A 15,645-nucleotide genomic window follows, 5' to 3' on the forward strand; every position below is an offset into this window, starting at 1 on the left:
ACCTCCGCCTTTGGCGTCCCCCGGTATGAATCACCGGGCCACCGCGACGGCTATTTACGTTCCGGCGGAGAACTGTCGGTATGGCGAAGTTCACACTGCTCGAGGTCCACCTCGACGGCGCGGAGTTCACGGCCAACGCACCCGGTGTCGACGGAGCCGGCAGCGACACCGAGAACGGGGAGTCCGGGGACGACGAGGGAGACGGTGGCACCGGCGGCCTGCCCCTCGCGGCGTTGCTCCTGCTCGCGCTGACGGTCGTCGCCGTCGTCGCCGTCTCGAAGCTCCTGGGACACGACGAGGACGAGGACGCGCTCGAAGCGATCTGACCGGCCGACACCGACGCCGTCGGCGGGGGAGAAGGCCTTTATCGCCCGGCGACCTTGCCCGGATATGGGACTGTATCACAGCGTCCGAGCGGTCGCGGGTGCCTCGGGCGACGGGGCCGTCGACTGGCGGGCCGTCGCCGAGGCCGCCAAGGAGGCGACCGACCCGGGCGACCTCACGCTCTCGCCGGCCGAACGCGAGGGGTACGCGACGGACGTGCGGGACGCCCGCGACCGCGTCCGCGAGGTGAGCGGGCTCTCGTTCGACCTGCCGGAGACGGTCGAGGTACAGCACCGCCACCACTGGATCGACGCCAACGTCGCCACCTTCGAGCGCGTGATGACGCCCCTGGAGGAGCAGGCGGAGTTCATCCCCGGCGTGGCCCGCGTCGTCAACACCGGGTCGATGGCCTTCGCCCTCTCTTTCCTCGGGAACAACGTCCTCGGTCAGTACGACCCCCTGTTGCTCGCCGAGACGCCCGACGACGACCACGCGCTGTACTTCGTCCACCCGAACATCGCCCGCGTCGCCGACCAGTTGGCGGTCGACCGCGCGCGGTTCCGCCGCTGGATCGCCTTCCACGAGGTGACCCACGCGGCCGAGTTCGGGGCCGCGCCGTGGCTCTCCGAGCACATGGAGGACGCGATGGAGGACGCCATCGACCGGCTGACCGACGGGAACATCGACCGGACCTCGCTGGGCGAACTGGACACGACGATGACGGCCGTCGAGGGGTACGCCGAACTGCTGATGGACCGGGCGTTCGACGACGAGTACGACGACCTGCGCCGGAAGGTCGACGAGCGCCGGCAGGGTCGGGGGCCGATGGCGCAGCTGGTCCGTCGGCTGCTCGGCCTCGGGATGAAACGCCAGCAGTACGAGCGAGGCAAGGAGTTCTTCGAGGCGGTGGCCGACGCCTGCGGGGTCGAGGCGGCGGGGCAGGTGTGGGACTCGCCGGAGACGCTGCCGACCGACGAGGAGATCGAGACGCCGGCGCTGTGGATCGAGCGGGTGGACCCGTAGGTCAGCCGGACCGCAGTTGCCACCGGAACGCCAGCGTCGCCGCCGCCGTCAGGACGCCGAGGACGAGTCCGGTGCGGGCGAGCGCGCCGGCCACCGCGCCGTCGGTGAACGCCGCGGCGATCGCCACGTCGAGCGGGTAGTGGCCGGGCAGGAGCGTCGCGATGGCCGGGGGGTCCGTCGCCAGCGGGTTCTGGAACACGAACAGGTCGACCATCGAACCGAACAGGAGGAGGTAGACCCCGGGGAGCCGGTCGAGCAGCGAGCCGACGACGACGCCGACGGTTCCGTAGACCAGCGCCACGAGGAGCGTGCTCGCGGCGAACAGCGCGGGTCGGTCCGGGACGAACGCTGTGCTCATCACGGCCACCGAGACGGCCGTCGCCACCGTCGCGACGCCGACGAGCAGGCCGAACCGCGCGACGACGACCTCGTGTGGCCGGTAGCCGGCGAGACAGAGCCGCTCGTCGGCCGCGGCGGCGTTCTGCATCAGGAACAGGCCGGCGATGCCCGACAGCAGCGCCGCCGTCATCGGGGTCGTGAACGCGGGGAACACGGCGTCGAGCGTGGTCCGGACCGTCGTCCCGTCGAGGGTGAACGCGGCCGGACTGTCCGGCGCGACGAGCGTGAACAGGCCGACGACGTACGCCGGGGCGACGACCAGCAGCGCGAGCAGGAGCGGCGTCCGCCGCAGTTCCCGCGCACCACTCCAGAGGGCGGTGCCGACCCGGGTCACGCGCGCCACCTCCCGAGCAGCGCCGCCACTCCGTCACCGGCGGAGTGGGTGTACGCGAGGAACGCGAGCGCGAGGAGGCCACCGAGCCACGCGGCGACCGGCCGGAGGTGCCCCGCCGCCAGCGTCCCGTCGAGCACCGCAGCGGCGAACAGCTCGTGGGAGTGAAACAGCGGTGCGAGCGACGCGAGGGACACGTCCCCGAAAACGGGGATCGAGACGGACGGCACCGACGGGAGCAGTCCCGCCGACAGCGCGTTGTCGACGTCCGCGAGGAAGACGAGGGCGATGGAGCCTTCGAGTTCGCGCGGGAGCAGGGTCCCGACGACGACGCCGAGCAGGCCGTAGATCAGCGCCCCCGACACGAGCGCGGCGACGGCGAGCCCGGGCGCGGCCACGTCGACGCGGACCGAGAGGACGCCGAGCGCGACCGCCGCACCCGCGACCCCGACCGTACTCATCGTCAGGAGTCTGCCGGCGAGCATCGAGGCCCGGGGGAAGCCCGCGACGGCGAGTCGCTCGTCGCCGTGGCGCGCGCTGATGACCTGGAACAGGCCGACGATGCCGGCGAGGAACGCCACCGCGAACAGCGCCCCGGTCAGCCGCCCGACGGTTGCGAGGTCGCCCTCGACGCCGGGCAACTGCGGGAACGAACTCATCCCGACGCCGTAGGTCTCGACGATCACCGGCGGGAGCGCGAGCAGCATCGCGAGCGTCGTCGGCGTGCGGGTCAGCTCCCGGAGTCGGAGTCGGGTCCCGGTCGCGAGCCGGCTCACGTCACTCACCCCCCGCCGTCGGGGAGACCACCGCGCCGTCGGTGGCCGCGTCCCCGTGGGCATCCGACCGCCTTTGTCGCTCCGCCGCCGAGTCCTCGTGGAGTTCGCCGTCGCGGAGTTCGAGGATGCGGTCGAAGCGCTCGCGCTCGCTGATGAGGTGGGAGATGACGGCGATGGCCGTCCCCTCGGCGGTCAGTTCCTCGGTGAGGTCCCAGAACGCGAGGTACGTCTCCCAGTCGAAGCCGGTGTAGGGCTCGTCCAGCAGCAACACGTCGGGATCGTGCAGCAGCGCCGCCGCGAGGTTGACCTTCTGGCGGTTGCCCCCCGAGAGGTGGTCGACCCGGTAGTCGAGGAAGCGCTCGAAGTCCAGTCGGTCGGCCAGTTCGTCCCGCCGCCTCGCGACCCGCTCGTCGCTCATCCCGTAGGCCTCGCCGAACAGGTCGAACGTCTCGCGGACGGTGAGCCGGTCGTACAGGAGTGTCTCCTGGGGGCACCAGCCGACGGTCCCGCCGCGCTCGACCGTGCCCGCGTCCGGTTGGAGGGAGCCGACCAGTATCTGGAGGAGCGTCGACTTCCCGGAGCCGTTCTCCCCGACGATGCCGACGATCTCGCCCGCCGACAGTTCGATCTCGGCTCCGGTCAACACCTCGACGGTCCGACCCACGACCGGGAGCCGCGAGTCGTACACCTTCTCGACGCCCGAGGCCCGCAGGACCGCCTCGCCGTCGAGAGCGGCGTCGCTCTCAGTCGAAGTTTTCCGTATATTCGGCATATATCGAATATACAGAACTAAACGTATTAGTCCTTTCGCAGCGTAGCTACCCCCGATGAGCGACACCGAGGACCCGATCGAGTCGGCCCGTGAGACGGTCATCGCGGCGATGGAACGGAGCGCGGAGACCTACGGGATGAACCGGAGCTACGGCCAGCTGTACGGGATCCTCTTCTTCGCGGATGACCCGGTCTCGCTGGACGAACTGGTCGCGGCGAGCGGCTACGCCAAGTCGACGGTCAGCAGCGCGATGCAGTCGCTCGAACGGCTCCACCTCGTCCACCGGCGGTCGATCCCCGGAGAGGGGAAGAAGGCCTTCTACGAGGCGGAACGTGACTTCTGGACGGTCCTGCAGGAACTGCTCCGCCGCGAGGTCCAGTACGAGATCGACACGATGACGAGCGCACTCGCCGAGGCGGAGGAGACGCTGTCCGACGCCGACAGCGAGCAGGCCGAACGGGACCTAGAGAAGATCCGACAGCTGGAGCGGATGTACGAACACAGCGACCGCATCGTGTCGCTGCTCACGAGCACGTCCATCGACAGGCTGGCGGGGGTCGTCGACCGGCTCCGCGGCGAGTGATTCAGTCGCGCCGCCTCGACCGGCCGTCGCCGTCCGCGGCCCGCTGGCGTCCGTCGTCGTCCCCGGCCCGCCGCTCTTGGGTCCTGACGCCGGGCTTGGGGCCGCGTTCGCGGGCCGCCTCCGACTTCCCGTAGGGCGTCTCGGCGATGCTGTCGGGGAAGGTGAACTGCGCGAGCAGGCCGCCGACCAGCGTCGCGCCGACCGCGACGCCGGCGACGAGGGGGAGGTCGGCCCCGCCCCACAGCGTCACCAGCGCCATCGACCCGCCGACGAGGACCGCGAAGCCGGCCTTCAGTTGCTTGAGGAACTGCCGGCGGTCGTCGTCGGAGATGGAGGGGCCGACCATCAGTAGAAACCCCGGTCGACGTCCTCCTCGATGACGTCCTCGAACTCCTTGTCGAGCAGTTCCTCGGCCTCCTCGAAGGTGTCGGTGAGGTCGCCCATCGAGTCGGGCCGGTCGTGGCTCTCGAACTCCATCGGCCCGTAGGCCGGCGAGTCGACGGCGTCCAGTACGTCCTCCAGCAGCGCCTTCGGCGTCGTGGGCGCGTCGGCGTGGGTCTCCAGAACCGTCTCCAGCCGCTCGGCCTTCTCCTCGGCGTCGTCCTCGTCCTCGGGGGCCTGCTGGACGCCGAAGACGCCGGACCCGTCCTCCGGGAACAGCGGGTCGATGTCGTCGTCGATGCGGCGGGCCACCTGCGACCCGACGCCCTGCACCTCGAAGGGGTTCTTCGCGTAGGTCTTCAACTGGTAGACGCCGGCCGAGGGGTGGCCGATGTAGAGGTCCTCGCCGATGCCGTTCGCGCGGTCGCCACCGACGGCGCGCCACCCGCCCGGGTCGGCGCTGCTCTCCATCACGTCCTCGACGATGTCCTCCCAGTCACGAACGCGCATGGTCGAGTCGAGGTTGGTGGCGGGTCTGAATGAAGGCATCGGTCCGTGACAGCGGCTGTCGGGCGGGAGCCGAACGCATTTGCCCGGTCGGCCGCTGGCTGGGGTATGGAGAGCGAACGGAACGTCCTCGGTGGATCGCTCGACGCCTGCTCGACGGACCCGACGACGGGCTTTATGCGGGACGGCTACTGCTACCCGTTGCAGCGTGACCCCGGCCGCCACGAGATCTGTGCCGTGATGACCGAGGAGTTCCTCCAGTACAGCAAAGCGCAGGGCAACGACCTGGTCACCCCTCGTCCCGAACTGGACTTCCCGGGGCTGGAGCCCGGGGACCGCTGGTGTGTCTGTGTCCCGCGGTGGATCGAGGCCCACGAGGCCGGGACCGCGCCGCCGGTCGTCCTCGACGCGACGAGCGAGGACGTGCTGGACGACGTGTCGCTGGAGACGCTCCGCGAGTACGCGTACGAAGAGTCGTAACTGCCGCTAGCGCCACTCCGACAGCGAGACCGCGTCGGCCGCCGGCATCGACAGCCACGCGTCGTCGGTTGTCACGTCGGCGACGACGAGCCGGGGCTGTCCGTCCGTCTCGTCGACGGCGGCGACGATGCGTGGCCGATCGACGGCGTCGCCCTCGACCGACTCGGGTCCGGCGCTCATACTGGTGGGTACCGATAGAGGCTAAAGAATATACCGAAATATCGCCGCCGAGCGTGACTATCTGTACTGAACCCGATCGATTTGTGAAGAAATATTTCGAAATCGAGTTCCCAGTTAGACACCACGGGTCGCGGCTGACTGTCCCGCCGCGCTCACGGAGCGTCGGCGTCCGGCGTGGCGGCCGCCCGACCGACACCGGAGAACCGGAAGTACGGGCGACCGACAGCGTTTTTCCGACCCCGCTCGTGGCCCGTAGCGTGCAACTGCGCGGTGTCGTCGTCGACGTTGCGGACCCGAAGATCGTCAACACCCAGTACGGGGAGAGCGACCTCTGTGAGGTGACGCTCCGCCCCGAGCGGGGGGCCGGCGAGCCGACCACGGTCACGCTGTGGGGGAAGTGGACCGAGACGGCCGAGGTGCTGGAGGCCGGGATGGAACTGGCCGTCTACGACGCCGACGAGCGGGAGTACCGGGGCGAGACCCAGTACTCGGTGGGCGGTGACGCCAGCGTCGTCGTCGAGCCGGAGTTCCTCGTCGACGTGACGGACATCCGCGCCTGGGTGCAGTGTCCCCGGATGTACTACCTGCGGAAACTCGACGGTGCCGACCTCGCCTATCCGCTCGTCAAGGGGACCGTCGTCCACGAGGTGTTCGGCGACCTGTTGCGGGGCCGTGACCTGGAGGCGGCCATCGACGACCAGGTCGAGCAGGCCGGCCTCGACATCGGCCTGCTGGGCCGGGAGGCCGACGAGGTGGCCGGGGACGTCCGGGACCACGCCAGCGCCATCGAGGGGTGGCTGAACCAGGGGACGCTGACCGAGGACGACGGCTGGCGCTCGGAGATGACGCTGGTCTCCGAGCGCTTCGGGATGAAAGGGCGGGCCGACGCCGTCCGCCGGGGGATGCCCGTCGAGCTCAAGACGGGAAAGAACACGAAGCGGGAACCCCGTTTCCAGGACAAGATCCAGGCGGCGGCCTACGCCCTGATGCTCGGCGAACGCGAGGCGAACGCGCTGGCCGCGAGCGCAGCGATGGCCGGTGACGGCGGGGGGAGGACCACCCCGATCGAGGCTGCCCCCGACACCGGGACGCTGCTCTACACCAAGAACGCGGCCGTCGACCGGAACGAGGAGAGCGGGGACCTCTCGCCGGCAAAGGAGTTCTCCATCGGGAGCGGCCTGCTGAACTACGTGATCCGCACGCGCAACGCCATCGCAGCGATGGAGCACGACACCGGCGTCCCGACGGGCTACGAGGGGTCGGCGAAGTGCGAGTACTGCTTCGAGCAGGACACCTGTATGGCCGTCTCGGGCCGCCTCGACCAGGAGTCCAAGGCCGGGCAGGTCGGCGTCGCCATCCCAGAGGCGGAGCGCGAGTACTTCGAGCGCTTCTACGAGGCCATCGAGGCCGAGCGCCGGGCCGTCCACCGCGAGTACGCCAAGCTCTGGGAACAGAGCCCCGAGGAGCGGGCCGACGACGACCGGGCGCTGGTCGACCTGACCCCGGCGGGCCGCCGCGAGCTCGACGGCGGCCGCTGGGAGCTCCGTGCGGAGGGGACCGGGGCCGTCTCGAAGATCCGGGAGGGAGACCTGGTGATGGCCAGCGACGGGGACCCGGTACGGGGCGACGCGGAACTCGCGCGGGTCGAGCGACTGGCCGGCGACGAGATCGTCGTCACCGCCGACGAACCGCTCGAACTCCGACGGCTCGACGTCTACCCCTCCGAGCTGACCACCGACCGCCTCCAGAACGCGCTCCACGACGCACTCCTGACACAGCCGCCGGAGCAGAAGGACGTGCTGTTCGGCCGTCGGGACCCCGAGTTCGCCGCGGTCGACGAGACGTTCATCGACAACAACGACGCACAGGACGAGGCCGTCTCGCTCGCGGTGGGTGCCGAGGACCTCGCCCTGGTCCACGGGCCGCCGGGGACCGGCAAGACCTACACGCTGGCCCGGATGATCCGGGCACTCGTGGCTCGGGGCGACCGCGTCCTGCTGTCGGCGTTCACCAACCGCGCCGTCGACAACGCCATCGAGGCCCTGGAGGAACAGGGCTTCACCGACGTCGTCCGCGTCGGGACCGAGAGCGGCGTCCGCGAGGACATGCAGAAGTACCGGCTGGAGCAGTCCGGCGACCCGGCGGAGTGCGCGACCGCACTCCGGTCTGCGCGGGTCGTGGCGGCGACGACGGCGACCTGTGGCGGGACCGCCGTCGGGAGCCAGGACTTCGACGTCGCCGTCGTCGACGAGGCCGGGCAACTGACGGAACCGGGAACGCTGGCCGCGACGACGCTGGCCGACCGGTTCGTCCTCGTCGGCGACCACCAGCAGCTCCCGCCGGTGGTCCAGTCCGAGGACGAGACGCTGTCGACGTCGCTGTTCGAGCGGCTGATCGAGGCGTACCCCGACGCCGGCGTGATGCTCGACCGGCAGTACCGGATGGCACAGCACATCCAGGCGTTCGCCTCGCGGGAGTTCTACGACGGGCGGTTGCGGCCCGCGAACGGCGAGGTGGCCGGCCAGCGCGTCGACGACCTCCCGGGCGTCTCGCTGGACGCCCTCCCCGACCACCTCCGGGACCGCGTCTCCTTCGTCGACCCCGGCGGGACCCGCGAGGGCAACGCCAATCCCGAGGAGGCCGACGCCGTCGCCGACGTGGTCCGGGCCTACCGGGAGGCCGGCGTCCCGGCCGACGACATCGGCGTCATCGCGCCGTTCCGCGCGCAGGTGGCCGAACTGAACCGCCGGCTCCCGGACGTGGCCGTCGACACCGTCGACCGGTTCCAGGGCTCCAGCCAGGCGGTGATCGTCGTCTCCTTCGTCGCCACGGGGACGCTCGACGGCCCCATCTTCGAGGACTACCGGCGCATCAACGTCGCGTTGACCCGCGCGGAGAAGGCGCTGGTCCTCGTCGGCGACGCCGAGGCGCTGGCCACGGACGACGTGTACGGTCGGATGGTCGAGTGGGGCCGAGGCTGACTGCAAACTAGTTAGCAAGCTACTTTTTATGCAGTGGGAACCAACAGGTACGCGATGCCCGACTGCCCCGACTGTGGGTTCCCGCTCGCGCGCGAACAGGAGCTGTCCGAGGAGACGGTCTTCTCCTGTCAGAGCTGCGGGACGCGACACCAGGAGTGACCGCCGGTACGAGCGGGTCGCCGTTCGTTCTGGAGTCGCGACGCCATTCGATCCTCACGGAGCGAGACGCCCTAGGCGTCCCTCTCGTCGCCCGAGTCCTCCGGCGTCGGACCGATCGCACGGTCCCGCTTCCGTGACAGCAGGTCCTCGTAGAGCCGGTCCCGCAGGTGGTCCCGGAGCGTCGCGGCCCGTTCGTCGTCGACGTCGTAGGCGGTCGCCGACCCGCCCAGGATGCTGGTCGTACTCGCGGTGTCTGCGGTCACCGTCGCGAGGTGCCGCCGCCGCTGGAACGGCGACCGCTCGACGAACACCGTCTGGATCCGGTAGTACGGGACGACCCGGGTCGTCCGCCGCCAGAACCCCGACCGGGTGGCGAACACCTCCTCGCCCAGCGCGACGCCGCGGTTCCGCCACCTGAGATGGGCGGCCGGCGGGACGAGCGCGAGCAGGCCCAGCGAGAGCCACCAGCGGCCGCTGTCGACGACGAGCGCGTCGACGGCGTAGGCGACGCCGACGAACGCCAGCGCGATCAGCCCGAACCGTGCAGCGTACCGCCGCCGCGCCCGCTCGGGCGGGCGCTCGAACGACAGGTCGCCGAACGGCTCGACGTCCCGCGCGAGTTCGACCACGTCCTCGCGGGGGGCCATCGGGACCGCGACGCCCTTCGAGGACTCGTCGTTCCCGCCGCTGTACCCCGCCGTCTCGACGACGAGCGTGGCGTAGCCCACCCGCCGCATCAGCGCGTTCTCCCGGACGCTGACCGTCTGGACCTTCGACAGCGGGATGGTGCCGCTGTACCGGCGCACCAGCCCTCGCTCGTAGCGCAGGTCGTCGTCCTCGCGGAACAGGTGGAAGTCGTGGTACTCCACGACCGTCAGAACGACGCTGACGACGAGCGCCGCGAGCAGGAACTCCGCGACGACGAGGGCGGCGAACGCGAGCGCCCGCGGCAGGCCGACCGTCTCGACCAGCCCCGGCGTGAGCGTCCGCTGGCCCGTCACGAGTTCGAGGTTGAACCGGACGATCGCGGTCACGAGGTCTCCGCCCAGCGGCAGGCCGGCGAGCGCGATCACGGGGGCGGTCGGCCGGATCGAGACGACGGCGTAGGTCAGGAGGTCCCGCGTCGAGAAGGCAAACAGTGTCTCGCGGTCGGTGGTCGGGCCGGCCCCGGTGTCGCCCAGCTCGGTCCCGTCGCCCGCCCCGACCGACTCCGAACCGCCGTGGCGCTGAACGAGTCGCCGGAGCCGGTCGGCCTCGTCCGTGTCGACGGCGTTCAGCGTCGCCTCCGTGGTGCTCCCGCCGGCCGTCTCGAAGGAGACGGCGGCGAGTCCGAGCAGGCGGTTCAGGACGTTCTGCTCGGCGTCGACGTTCTGGATGCGACCGAGCGGGATCTCTCGGGACTGGCGGGCGAACACGCCGGACTCGACGGTCAGCGTGTCGCCGGCGATCTCGTACCGGAACCGGAGGTGTCGCGCCAGGGCGTAGCCGCCGGCGACCAGCGCCCCGGCCGGAGCCAGCACGAGCGGCGTCCACCCCGGGAGCCCCATCGCCCCGGCCAGGGCCGACCCGACGAAGAAGCCGAAGAAGGCCCCCTGCAGCAGTCCCGCCCCGACGCTTCGGACGGCGCTTAGGGGATGCAGTCGTCTCATACGGCGTCGGTCGCCTCGCTCTCGATGGCGAGGTCCCGGAGCCGCTCGCGCAGTTCGGTCGCCCGTTCGGGCCGGAGACCGGGAATGGTGATGTCCGCGCCCCGCGACCCGGCCGTGTAGACGACGACGCTGGCGAGGCCGGCGGTCCGCTCGACCGGTCCGCGGGTGGTGTCGACGTGCTGGACGCGGACGTAGGGGACCGACGTGTCGGTTCGGGTCAGGACGCCGCGGACGAGAAAGAGCGCGTCGTCCTGCAGGTCGAACCCCCAGATCCGGTGGGCGAGGACGGCGTGGACGACGCCGAGGACGGCGAGGACGAACCAGCCGGCCGCGACGAGGACGAGCGGCGCGTCGAGGAACCGATTGACGAGGAACCCGACGATCGCGGCGAGCACCGTCGCCGAGATAGCCCACCGGCCGGCCCAGAGCAACCTGACTCGCGGGTGCAGCGACTCCATACCGGCACGTGGGCCGAGGCCCGGATTAATTGTTGGGACCGCGGTCCGGTGGCGACACCGGCGCTCGGGCTCAGACCCGTTCGTTGACCCGCTCGGCGACGCGCTCGCCGGGCCGTCGGAGGTGCCCGCTCTCGACCTCGTAGACGTAGCCGTGGACGGTCACGTCGTCGGGGATGAGTTCGTGCTCCCGCAGGTACTCGACCTGCGCCTCGCAGGCCTCGTCGATGTCGTCGGTCATCCGGATCCACTCGGCCAGCGAGTGGTCCCCGACGTTCAGGTCCGGCAGCGACGGGTCCAGCGGCACGTCGTCGATGTCGTCGACGGCTGCCTCCATCCCCGCGACGACGTCCTCGTCGCTGGCGCTCATCATCCCGCAGTCGGTGTGGTTGACGACGATGATCTCCGTGGTGTCGAAGAACTGTGTCGTCAGCGCCGCCGACCGGATCACGTCGTCGGTCACCTTCCCGCCGGCGTTGCGGAAGACCTGTGCGTCGCCCAGTTGGAGCCCGAGCGCCTCCTCGACGGGGATGCGCTCGTCCATACAGGCGACGACCAGCAGTTGCTTGTCGGTGGGAATGCCCTTCCGCCGCCGGCGGGCCCAGTCGTCGCGGGCGTCGACGTCGTCGTCGACGGACTCGTGGACGCGGCCGGCCTCGGGCTCCTCGTGGTCGTGGGAGTGGGTGTGGTGTGCCATCAGTTGGCGGGAGGCGGTGCGTCCGAACACCCGTTGTCATCGAGGCAACGTGTTCCGGCGTCTATGACGCGGTTCGACGGCCCGCTCAGTCGTCGGTCGCCACGGCCTCGCCGTCGCCGCCCTCGTCCTCGATCTCGTCGAGGACGCGTCGGTGGAACTCCGCCAGCACCGCCGACTCGTCCTCGGCCAGCACCACGTCGCTGGCCATCAGCGTCGCCAGGCCGAACGCCCGCGGCGACGGCGAGTCCACGCGGGTCGTGACCACGTCGACGGCACCGCGCTCGATGTCGGCAAGGACGTCCGCTATCCCGCCGACGTTGAGCTTGTCCTCCAGGATCTCGCGGTAAGTCTCCTCGACGACGGCGAACTCGCCGAGCTCCTCGGCGAAACCCAGCAGCATCTCCGAGGAGACCTGCTGCTCGCTGGCGGACTTCTCGTAGCCCTTGTACCGCTTGAGGATCATCAGCGACCGGGTGGCGTTGATGCGGAAGTACCGCTGGAGCAGGTCCGTCCCGTCGAGGCTCGCCCGGAGGTCGGCCCGGGCGTCGGCCGGGTCGATCCCGGTCAGGATGCCCCGGATGTCGACCTTCCGGTTCAGCGGCAGGGAGAGCGTGAAGCCGTTGTCGGCGACCGCGACCTGGACGTTGGCGTTGGCCTCCTGTGCGACCCGGTAGGCCAGCAGCCGCGAGAGGCCGTCGTTGAACCGCCGGCCGTAGTTGGAGTGGACGTAGTAGTGCCGTTCGTACTCGTCGTGGTCCATCGCCTCCTCGACGACGAGCCGGTCCGGCGTCGAGACGCTCTCGGCCCCGGTGTAGGCCACCTGCTCGCGGAACATCCGCGCGATGGCCCGGACGCTGTTCTCGTCCAGCGGGGCCTCGCGGAGCCAGTTCCGGACCTCGGACATCCCGCCGCGTTCCAGCCGGTCGAGCAGTTCGCCCTGGAAGGACAGTATCTCCCGGCCGAGGTCGTACGAGAGCGGGAGCCGCTCGGAGAACCACGACGGCACCGTCGGCCGGGCGCTCGTCGGGTCGACGTACACCTTCGAGCCCCGGCGGTAGCGGTACTCGTAGTTCGACCCGCCCAGCACGAACACGTCGCCCTGCTCCAGCGTGTCGAGGTAGGACTCGTCGAGCTGGCCGACCCACTCGTCGCTCCCCCGGGTGAACACGTCACAGGTGAACGAGTCGGGGATGGTGCCGATGTTGGTCATGTAGATGACCCGCGCCAGCCGACCGCGCTTCCCGATGAGCCGCTCGCCCACGTCGTACTCGTCGTAGTGGTACTCGCCGTCCGGCGGGTCGTTGGTGTCGCGCCAGACCTTCGCGTAGACGTTCTTGTCCTCCATCCCGGGGTAGTCGGCGGTCATGTACCGCAGCAGCCGCTCCCACTCCTCGTCGCCGTAGTTCCGGTAGGGGTAGGCCCGTCGGAGGATGCCCTTCACCTCCGACTCCGGGCGGACGTCGTTGATGGCGATGCCGTAGACGTGCTGGGTCGCCACGTCGTGGGCGTTCTCCGGGACGAACACGCGGTCGACGAACCCCGCCTCGGCCTTCTTCAGCATCACCGCACACTCGACGAGTTCGTCGCGGTCCAGCGCGACGACGCGGCCCTCGACGGTCTCGCCAAGTTGGTGGCCGGCCCGCCCGACCCGCTGGAGCAGGGCCGCGACGGACTTGGGGGAGCCGACCTGCACGACGAGGTCGATGTGGGGCATGTCGATTCCCAGTTCGAGGCTCGTCGAGGTCGTCACCACGTCGAGCGTGCCCTCCTTGAGATCCCCCTCGATGCGCTGGCGCTTCTCCTTCGAGAGCGAGCCGTGGTGACAGCCCGAGTTCGACTCGTCGTAGGCGTCGTACCGCTCCCGGAGGTTGTGCAGGACCCGCTCGGCACCCGAGCGGGTGTTCGTGAACACGAGCGTGTTGGTGTGTGACTGGATCTGTTCGTGGAGGTCCCGGTAGAAGCGGTCGGTCACCACGTCCCGTGGCGTGTCGATGAGGTCGTCGGCCGGGCAGGAGAGCTCCATCTCGTACTCGCGGGCGAAGCGGGCGTCGACGACGTCGTAGTCGCGGGCCTCGCCGCCGGGCTCCTCGCGGCCGACGAGGAACTCCGCGACCGTCTCGAGAGGCTCGACGGTGGCCGAACAGCCGATCCGGGTCGGCGACCCCTCGACCATCGACTCCAGCCGCTCCAGGGAGACCGACAGGTGGGTCCCGCGCTTGTTCTCCGCGAGGCTGTGGATCTCGTCGACGACGACGTACTCGACGGTCCGGAGCTTCTCGCGGAACTTCGGCGAGTTCAGCAGGATCGCCAGCGTCTCCGGCGTCGTGTTGAGGATGTGGGGCGTCGTCTCCAGCATCGCCTGGCGCTCGCTGTCGCTGGTGTCGCCGTGGCGGATCGCGTGGCGGAGCGCGACGTCCTCGCCGTGCTCGGCGAGTCGGTCGGTGATGTCGTCGAGGGGCTCGGCCAAGTTGCGGTGGATGTCGTTGGCCAGCGACTTCAGCGGGGAGACGTACAGGCAGTACACGGAGTTGTCCAGGTCGCCGGCCCGCGCCCGGTCGAACAGCGCGTCGATGATGGCCGTGAACGAGGCCAGCGTCTTCCCGCTCCCGGTGGGCGCACAGATGAGCGAGTTCGTCCCGGACTGGATGTTCGGGATCGCCCCCTTCTGTGGCGGCGTGAAGAAACCGCCGTTGCCGGGGACGAACTCGCCGAACTGCTCGACCCACCACTCCTGGACGACCGGGTCGAGCGAGGTCAACACGTCGGCGTCGTCGATGTCGACCGACTCGGGGTCGAAGGACACGTCCGCGGCGTCGAGTCGCGCTCGTGGGTCCATCGTCGGCGTCTGGTCGAAGGTTGGACTGCGCGGGGAAGTGGGTTCCGACGCCGCCAGCCCGGAGCCCCGACGGTCGGGGTGGCAGTCTCTCAAATCGCCGTGGGAGTCATCACGAGATTCATTACGCTGGGACGTAGTGAGTCGGGTATGTCCCTGCTGCCCTCGCGTGGCCCCGACGCGAGCGCGTCTCAGGACGGCGATCTCCAGATCGTCGGCGTCGACGAGGACGTCTCCGCCGCCCTGGACGCGCTCTCCTCCGAGACGGCCCGCGAGATACTCAACGCCGTCTACGACGACCCCGGAACGCCCTCCGAACTCGCCGACCGGCTGGACATGTCCATCCAGAAGGTCTCGTACCACCTGGAGAAACTGGAAGACGAGGAACTCATCGCCGTCGCCGGCACCCAGTACTCCGAGAAGGGACAGGAGATGAAGGTCTACGAGCCGCCCGAGGAGCCGCTGGTGCTGTTCGTGGGCACCCAGGACCGCAAGCGTTCGCTCAAGGGCCTCGTCCAGCGGCTCATCCCGGTCGTCGGTCTCCTGACAGCGGCCAGCCTCGTCGTCCAGTTGCTGCTGGGCAACATCTCGCTCCCGGTGCCGATGGGACAGACGGGGGCCGGCGGCGCGGACGGCGGTGGGGCCGGCGGCGACGCCGTCGAGTCACAGGCGACCACCGAGACGGAGACGCCCACGGAGGCCCCGACCGACACCGCGACCGCGACGAGCGCGGACGGCGGCGACGGCGGCGGGATGAACATCGCCGAGAACACCGACTCGCCGACGGCGACGGACGCGCCGGCCGAGACGGTCACCGAGGAGCCGGCGACCGCCATACAGACGGAGGCCCCGACGACGGAGACGCCGGTCCCGGAGACGGACACGAGTCTCGAATACGCCGCCGAGGCGACCGAGGTCGCGAGGACGGCCGCCGGGAGCGGCGGGCTGGAGGTCGCGCCCGGCCTCGCGTTCCTGCTCGGGGGCCTGTTCGTGGTCGCCGTCTTCGTCGGGCTGTGGGCGTACCGGGAGTACTGACCACGGTCTTCCGGTCACTCAAAACGCGTTTTGAGCGTCAAGGAGACTTTTTGTATACCCGGTGGTAGTCAGAGACGCGC

General features: G+C 70.2%; 16 protein-coding genes. 6 read left to right on the forward strand and 10 right to left on the reverse strand.

Annotation, left to right across the window (positions count from 1 at the left end; all coding sequences use genetic code 11):
- Nucleotides 1-80 precede the first annotated feature (80 nt).
- Nucleotides 81-326: a hypothetical protein gene (locus tag P0592_RS15715; RefSeq protein WP_276271854.1), complete on the forward strand. Its 246-nt coding sequence runs from the start codon at nt 81-83 to the stop codon at nt 324-326.
- Nucleotides 327-390: 64 nt separating this feature from the next.
- Nucleotides 391-1,347 carry a zinc-dependent metalloprotease gene (locus P0592_RS15720; RefSeq protein WP_276271855.1) on the forward strand — a complete coding sequence of 319 codons (957 nt, stop codon included), beginning with the start codon at nt 391-393 and terminating at the stop codon, nt 1,345-1,347.
- A gap of 1 nt (nt 1,348) precedes the next feature.
- Here P0592_RS15720 and P0592_RS15725 read toward each other — a convergent pair whose 3' ends face one another.
- The 3 genes from P0592_RS15725 to P0592_RS15735 are packed head-to-tail and all read right to left on the reverse strand — an operon-like array spanning nt 1,349 to nt 3,625.
- On the reverse strand, nt 1,349-2,080 hold the full coding sequence (locus tag P0592_RS15725) for a hypothetical protein (RefSeq protein WP_276271856.1): 732 nt from the start codon (nt 2,078-2,080) through the stop codon (nt 1,349-1,351).
- Nucleotides 2,077-2,862 carry an ABC transporter permease gene (locus tag P0592_RS15730; protein ID WP_276271857.1) on the reverse strand — a complete coding sequence of 262 codons (786 nt, stop codon included), beginning with the start codon at nt 2,860-2,862 and terminating at the stop codon, nt 2,077-2,079. The genes P0592_RS15725 and P0592_RS15730 overlap by 4 nt, the downstream gene beginning before the upstream one ends.
- On the reverse strand, nt 2,855-3,625 hold the full coding sequence (locus tag P0592_RS15735) for an ABC transporter ATP-binding protein (protein WP_276271858.1): 771 nt from the start codon (nt 3,623-3,625) through the stop codon (nt 2,855-2,857). The genes P0592_RS15730 and P0592_RS15735 overlap by 8 nt, the downstream gene beginning before the upstream one ends.
- Nucleotides 3,626-3,680: 55 nt before the next feature.
- Between P0592_RS15735 and P0592_RS15740 the strand changes: the two genes are divergently transcribed.
- On the forward strand, nt 3,681-4,208 hold the full coding sequence (locus P0592_RS15740) for a GbsR/MarR family transcriptional regulator (protein ID WP_276271859.1): 528 nt from the start codon (nt 3,681-3,683) through the stop codon (nt 4,206-4,208).
- A 1-nt stretch (nt 4,209) separates the two neighbouring features.
- Here the strand turns inward: P0592_RS15740 and P0592_RS15745 are convergent, their stop codons facing one another.
- Nucleotides 4,210-4,554: a hypothetical protein gene (locus P0592_RS15745; protein ID WP_276271860.1), complete on the reverse strand. Its 345-nt coding sequence runs from the start codon at nt 4,552-4,554 to the stop codon at nt 4,210-4,212.
- Nucleotides 4,554-5,099: a hypothetical protein gene (locus tag P0592_RS15750; RefSeq protein ID WP_276273948.1), complete on the reverse strand. Its 546-nt coding sequence runs from the start codon at nt 5,097-5,099 to the stop codon at nt 4,554-4,556. Before P0592_RS15750 ends, P0592_RS15745 begins: the two co-directional genes overlap by 1 nt.
- Before the next feature lie 105 nt (nt 5,100-5,204).
- Here P0592_RS15750 and P0592_RS15755 point away from each other — a divergent pair, with 105 nt between their 5' ends.
- Nucleotides 5,205-5,576, forward strand: coding sequence for a DUF2237 family protein (locus P0592_RS15755; RefSeq protein ID WP_276271861.1), 372 nt, complete (start codon nt 5,205-5,207; stop codon nt 5,574-5,576).
- Between the two features lie 6 nt (nt 5,577-5,582).
- Here P0592_RS15755 and P0592_RS15760 read toward each other — a convergent pair whose 3' ends face one another.
- A complete protein-coding gene (locus tag P0592_RS15760; RefSeq protein WP_276271862.1) occupies nt 5,583-5,756 on the reverse strand; it encodes a DUF7556 family protein in 174 nt (57 codons plus the stop codon).
- A 257-nt stretch (nt 5,757-6,013) separates the two neighbouring features.
- Here P0592_RS15760 and P0592_RS15765 point away from each other — a divergent pair, with 257 nt between their 5' ends.
- The gene (locus P0592_RS15765) at nt 6,014-8,737 is read left to right on the forward strand and encodes an AAA domain-containing protein (protein ID WP_276271863.1); all 2,724 of its coding nucleotides are present in this window, start codon (nt 6,014-6,016) and stop codon (nt 8,735-8,737) included.
- 230 nt (nt 8,738-8,967) lie between these two features.
- Here P0592_RS15765 and P0592_RS15770 read toward each other — a convergent pair whose 3' ends face one another.
- The 4 genes from P0592_RS15770 to P0592_RS15785 all read right to left on the reverse strand — a co-directional run bounded on the left by P0592_RS15770 (nt 8,968) and on the right by P0592_RS15785 (nt 14,533).
- On the reverse strand, nt 8,968-10,545 hold the full coding sequence (locus tag P0592_RS15770; protein ID WP_276271864.1) for a PH domain-containing protein: 1,578 nt from the start codon (nt 10,543-10,545) through the stop codon (nt 8,968-8,970).
- Nucleotides 10,542-11,003, reverse strand: a complete 462-nt coding sequence (locus P0592_RS15775; RefSeq protein ID WP_276271865.1) for a PH domain-containing protein — start codon at nt 11,001-11,003, stop codon at nt 10,542-10,544. The genes P0592_RS15770 and P0592_RS15775 overlap by 4 nt, the downstream gene beginning before the upstream one ends.
- 70 nt (nt 11,004-11,073) lie before the next feature.
- Nucleotides 11,074-11,697: a beta-class carbonic anhydrase gene (locus P0592_RS15780; protein WP_276271866.1), complete on the reverse strand. Its 624-nt coding sequence runs from the start codon at nt 11,695-11,697 to the stop codon at nt 11,074-11,076.
- Nucleotides 11,698-11,782: 85 nt separating this feature from the next.
- Nucleotides 11,783-14,533 carry an ATP-dependent helicase gene (locus P0592_RS15785; protein ID WP_276271867.1) on the reverse strand — a complete coding sequence of 917 codons (2,751 nt, stop codon included), beginning with the start codon at nt 14,531-14,533 and terminating at the stop codon, nt 11,783-11,785.
- A 147-nt stretch (nt 14,534-14,680) separates the two neighbouring features.
- On the opposite strand from P0592_RS15785, the gene P0592_RS15790 reads away from it, so the two are divergent.
- On the forward strand, nt 14,681-15,565 hold the full coding sequence (locus P0592_RS15790) for an ArsR/SmtB family transcription factor (protein WP_276271868.1): 885 nt from the start codon (nt 14,681-14,683) through the stop codon (nt 15,563-15,565).
- Nucleotides 15,566-15,645 lie beyond the last annotated feature (80 nt).

The sequence above is a fragment of the Haloarcula litorea genome, assembly GCF_029338195.1.
Taxonomy (GTDB): domain Archaea; phylum Halobacteriota; class Halobacteria; order Halobacteriales; family Haloarculaceae; genus Haloarcula; species Haloarcula litorea.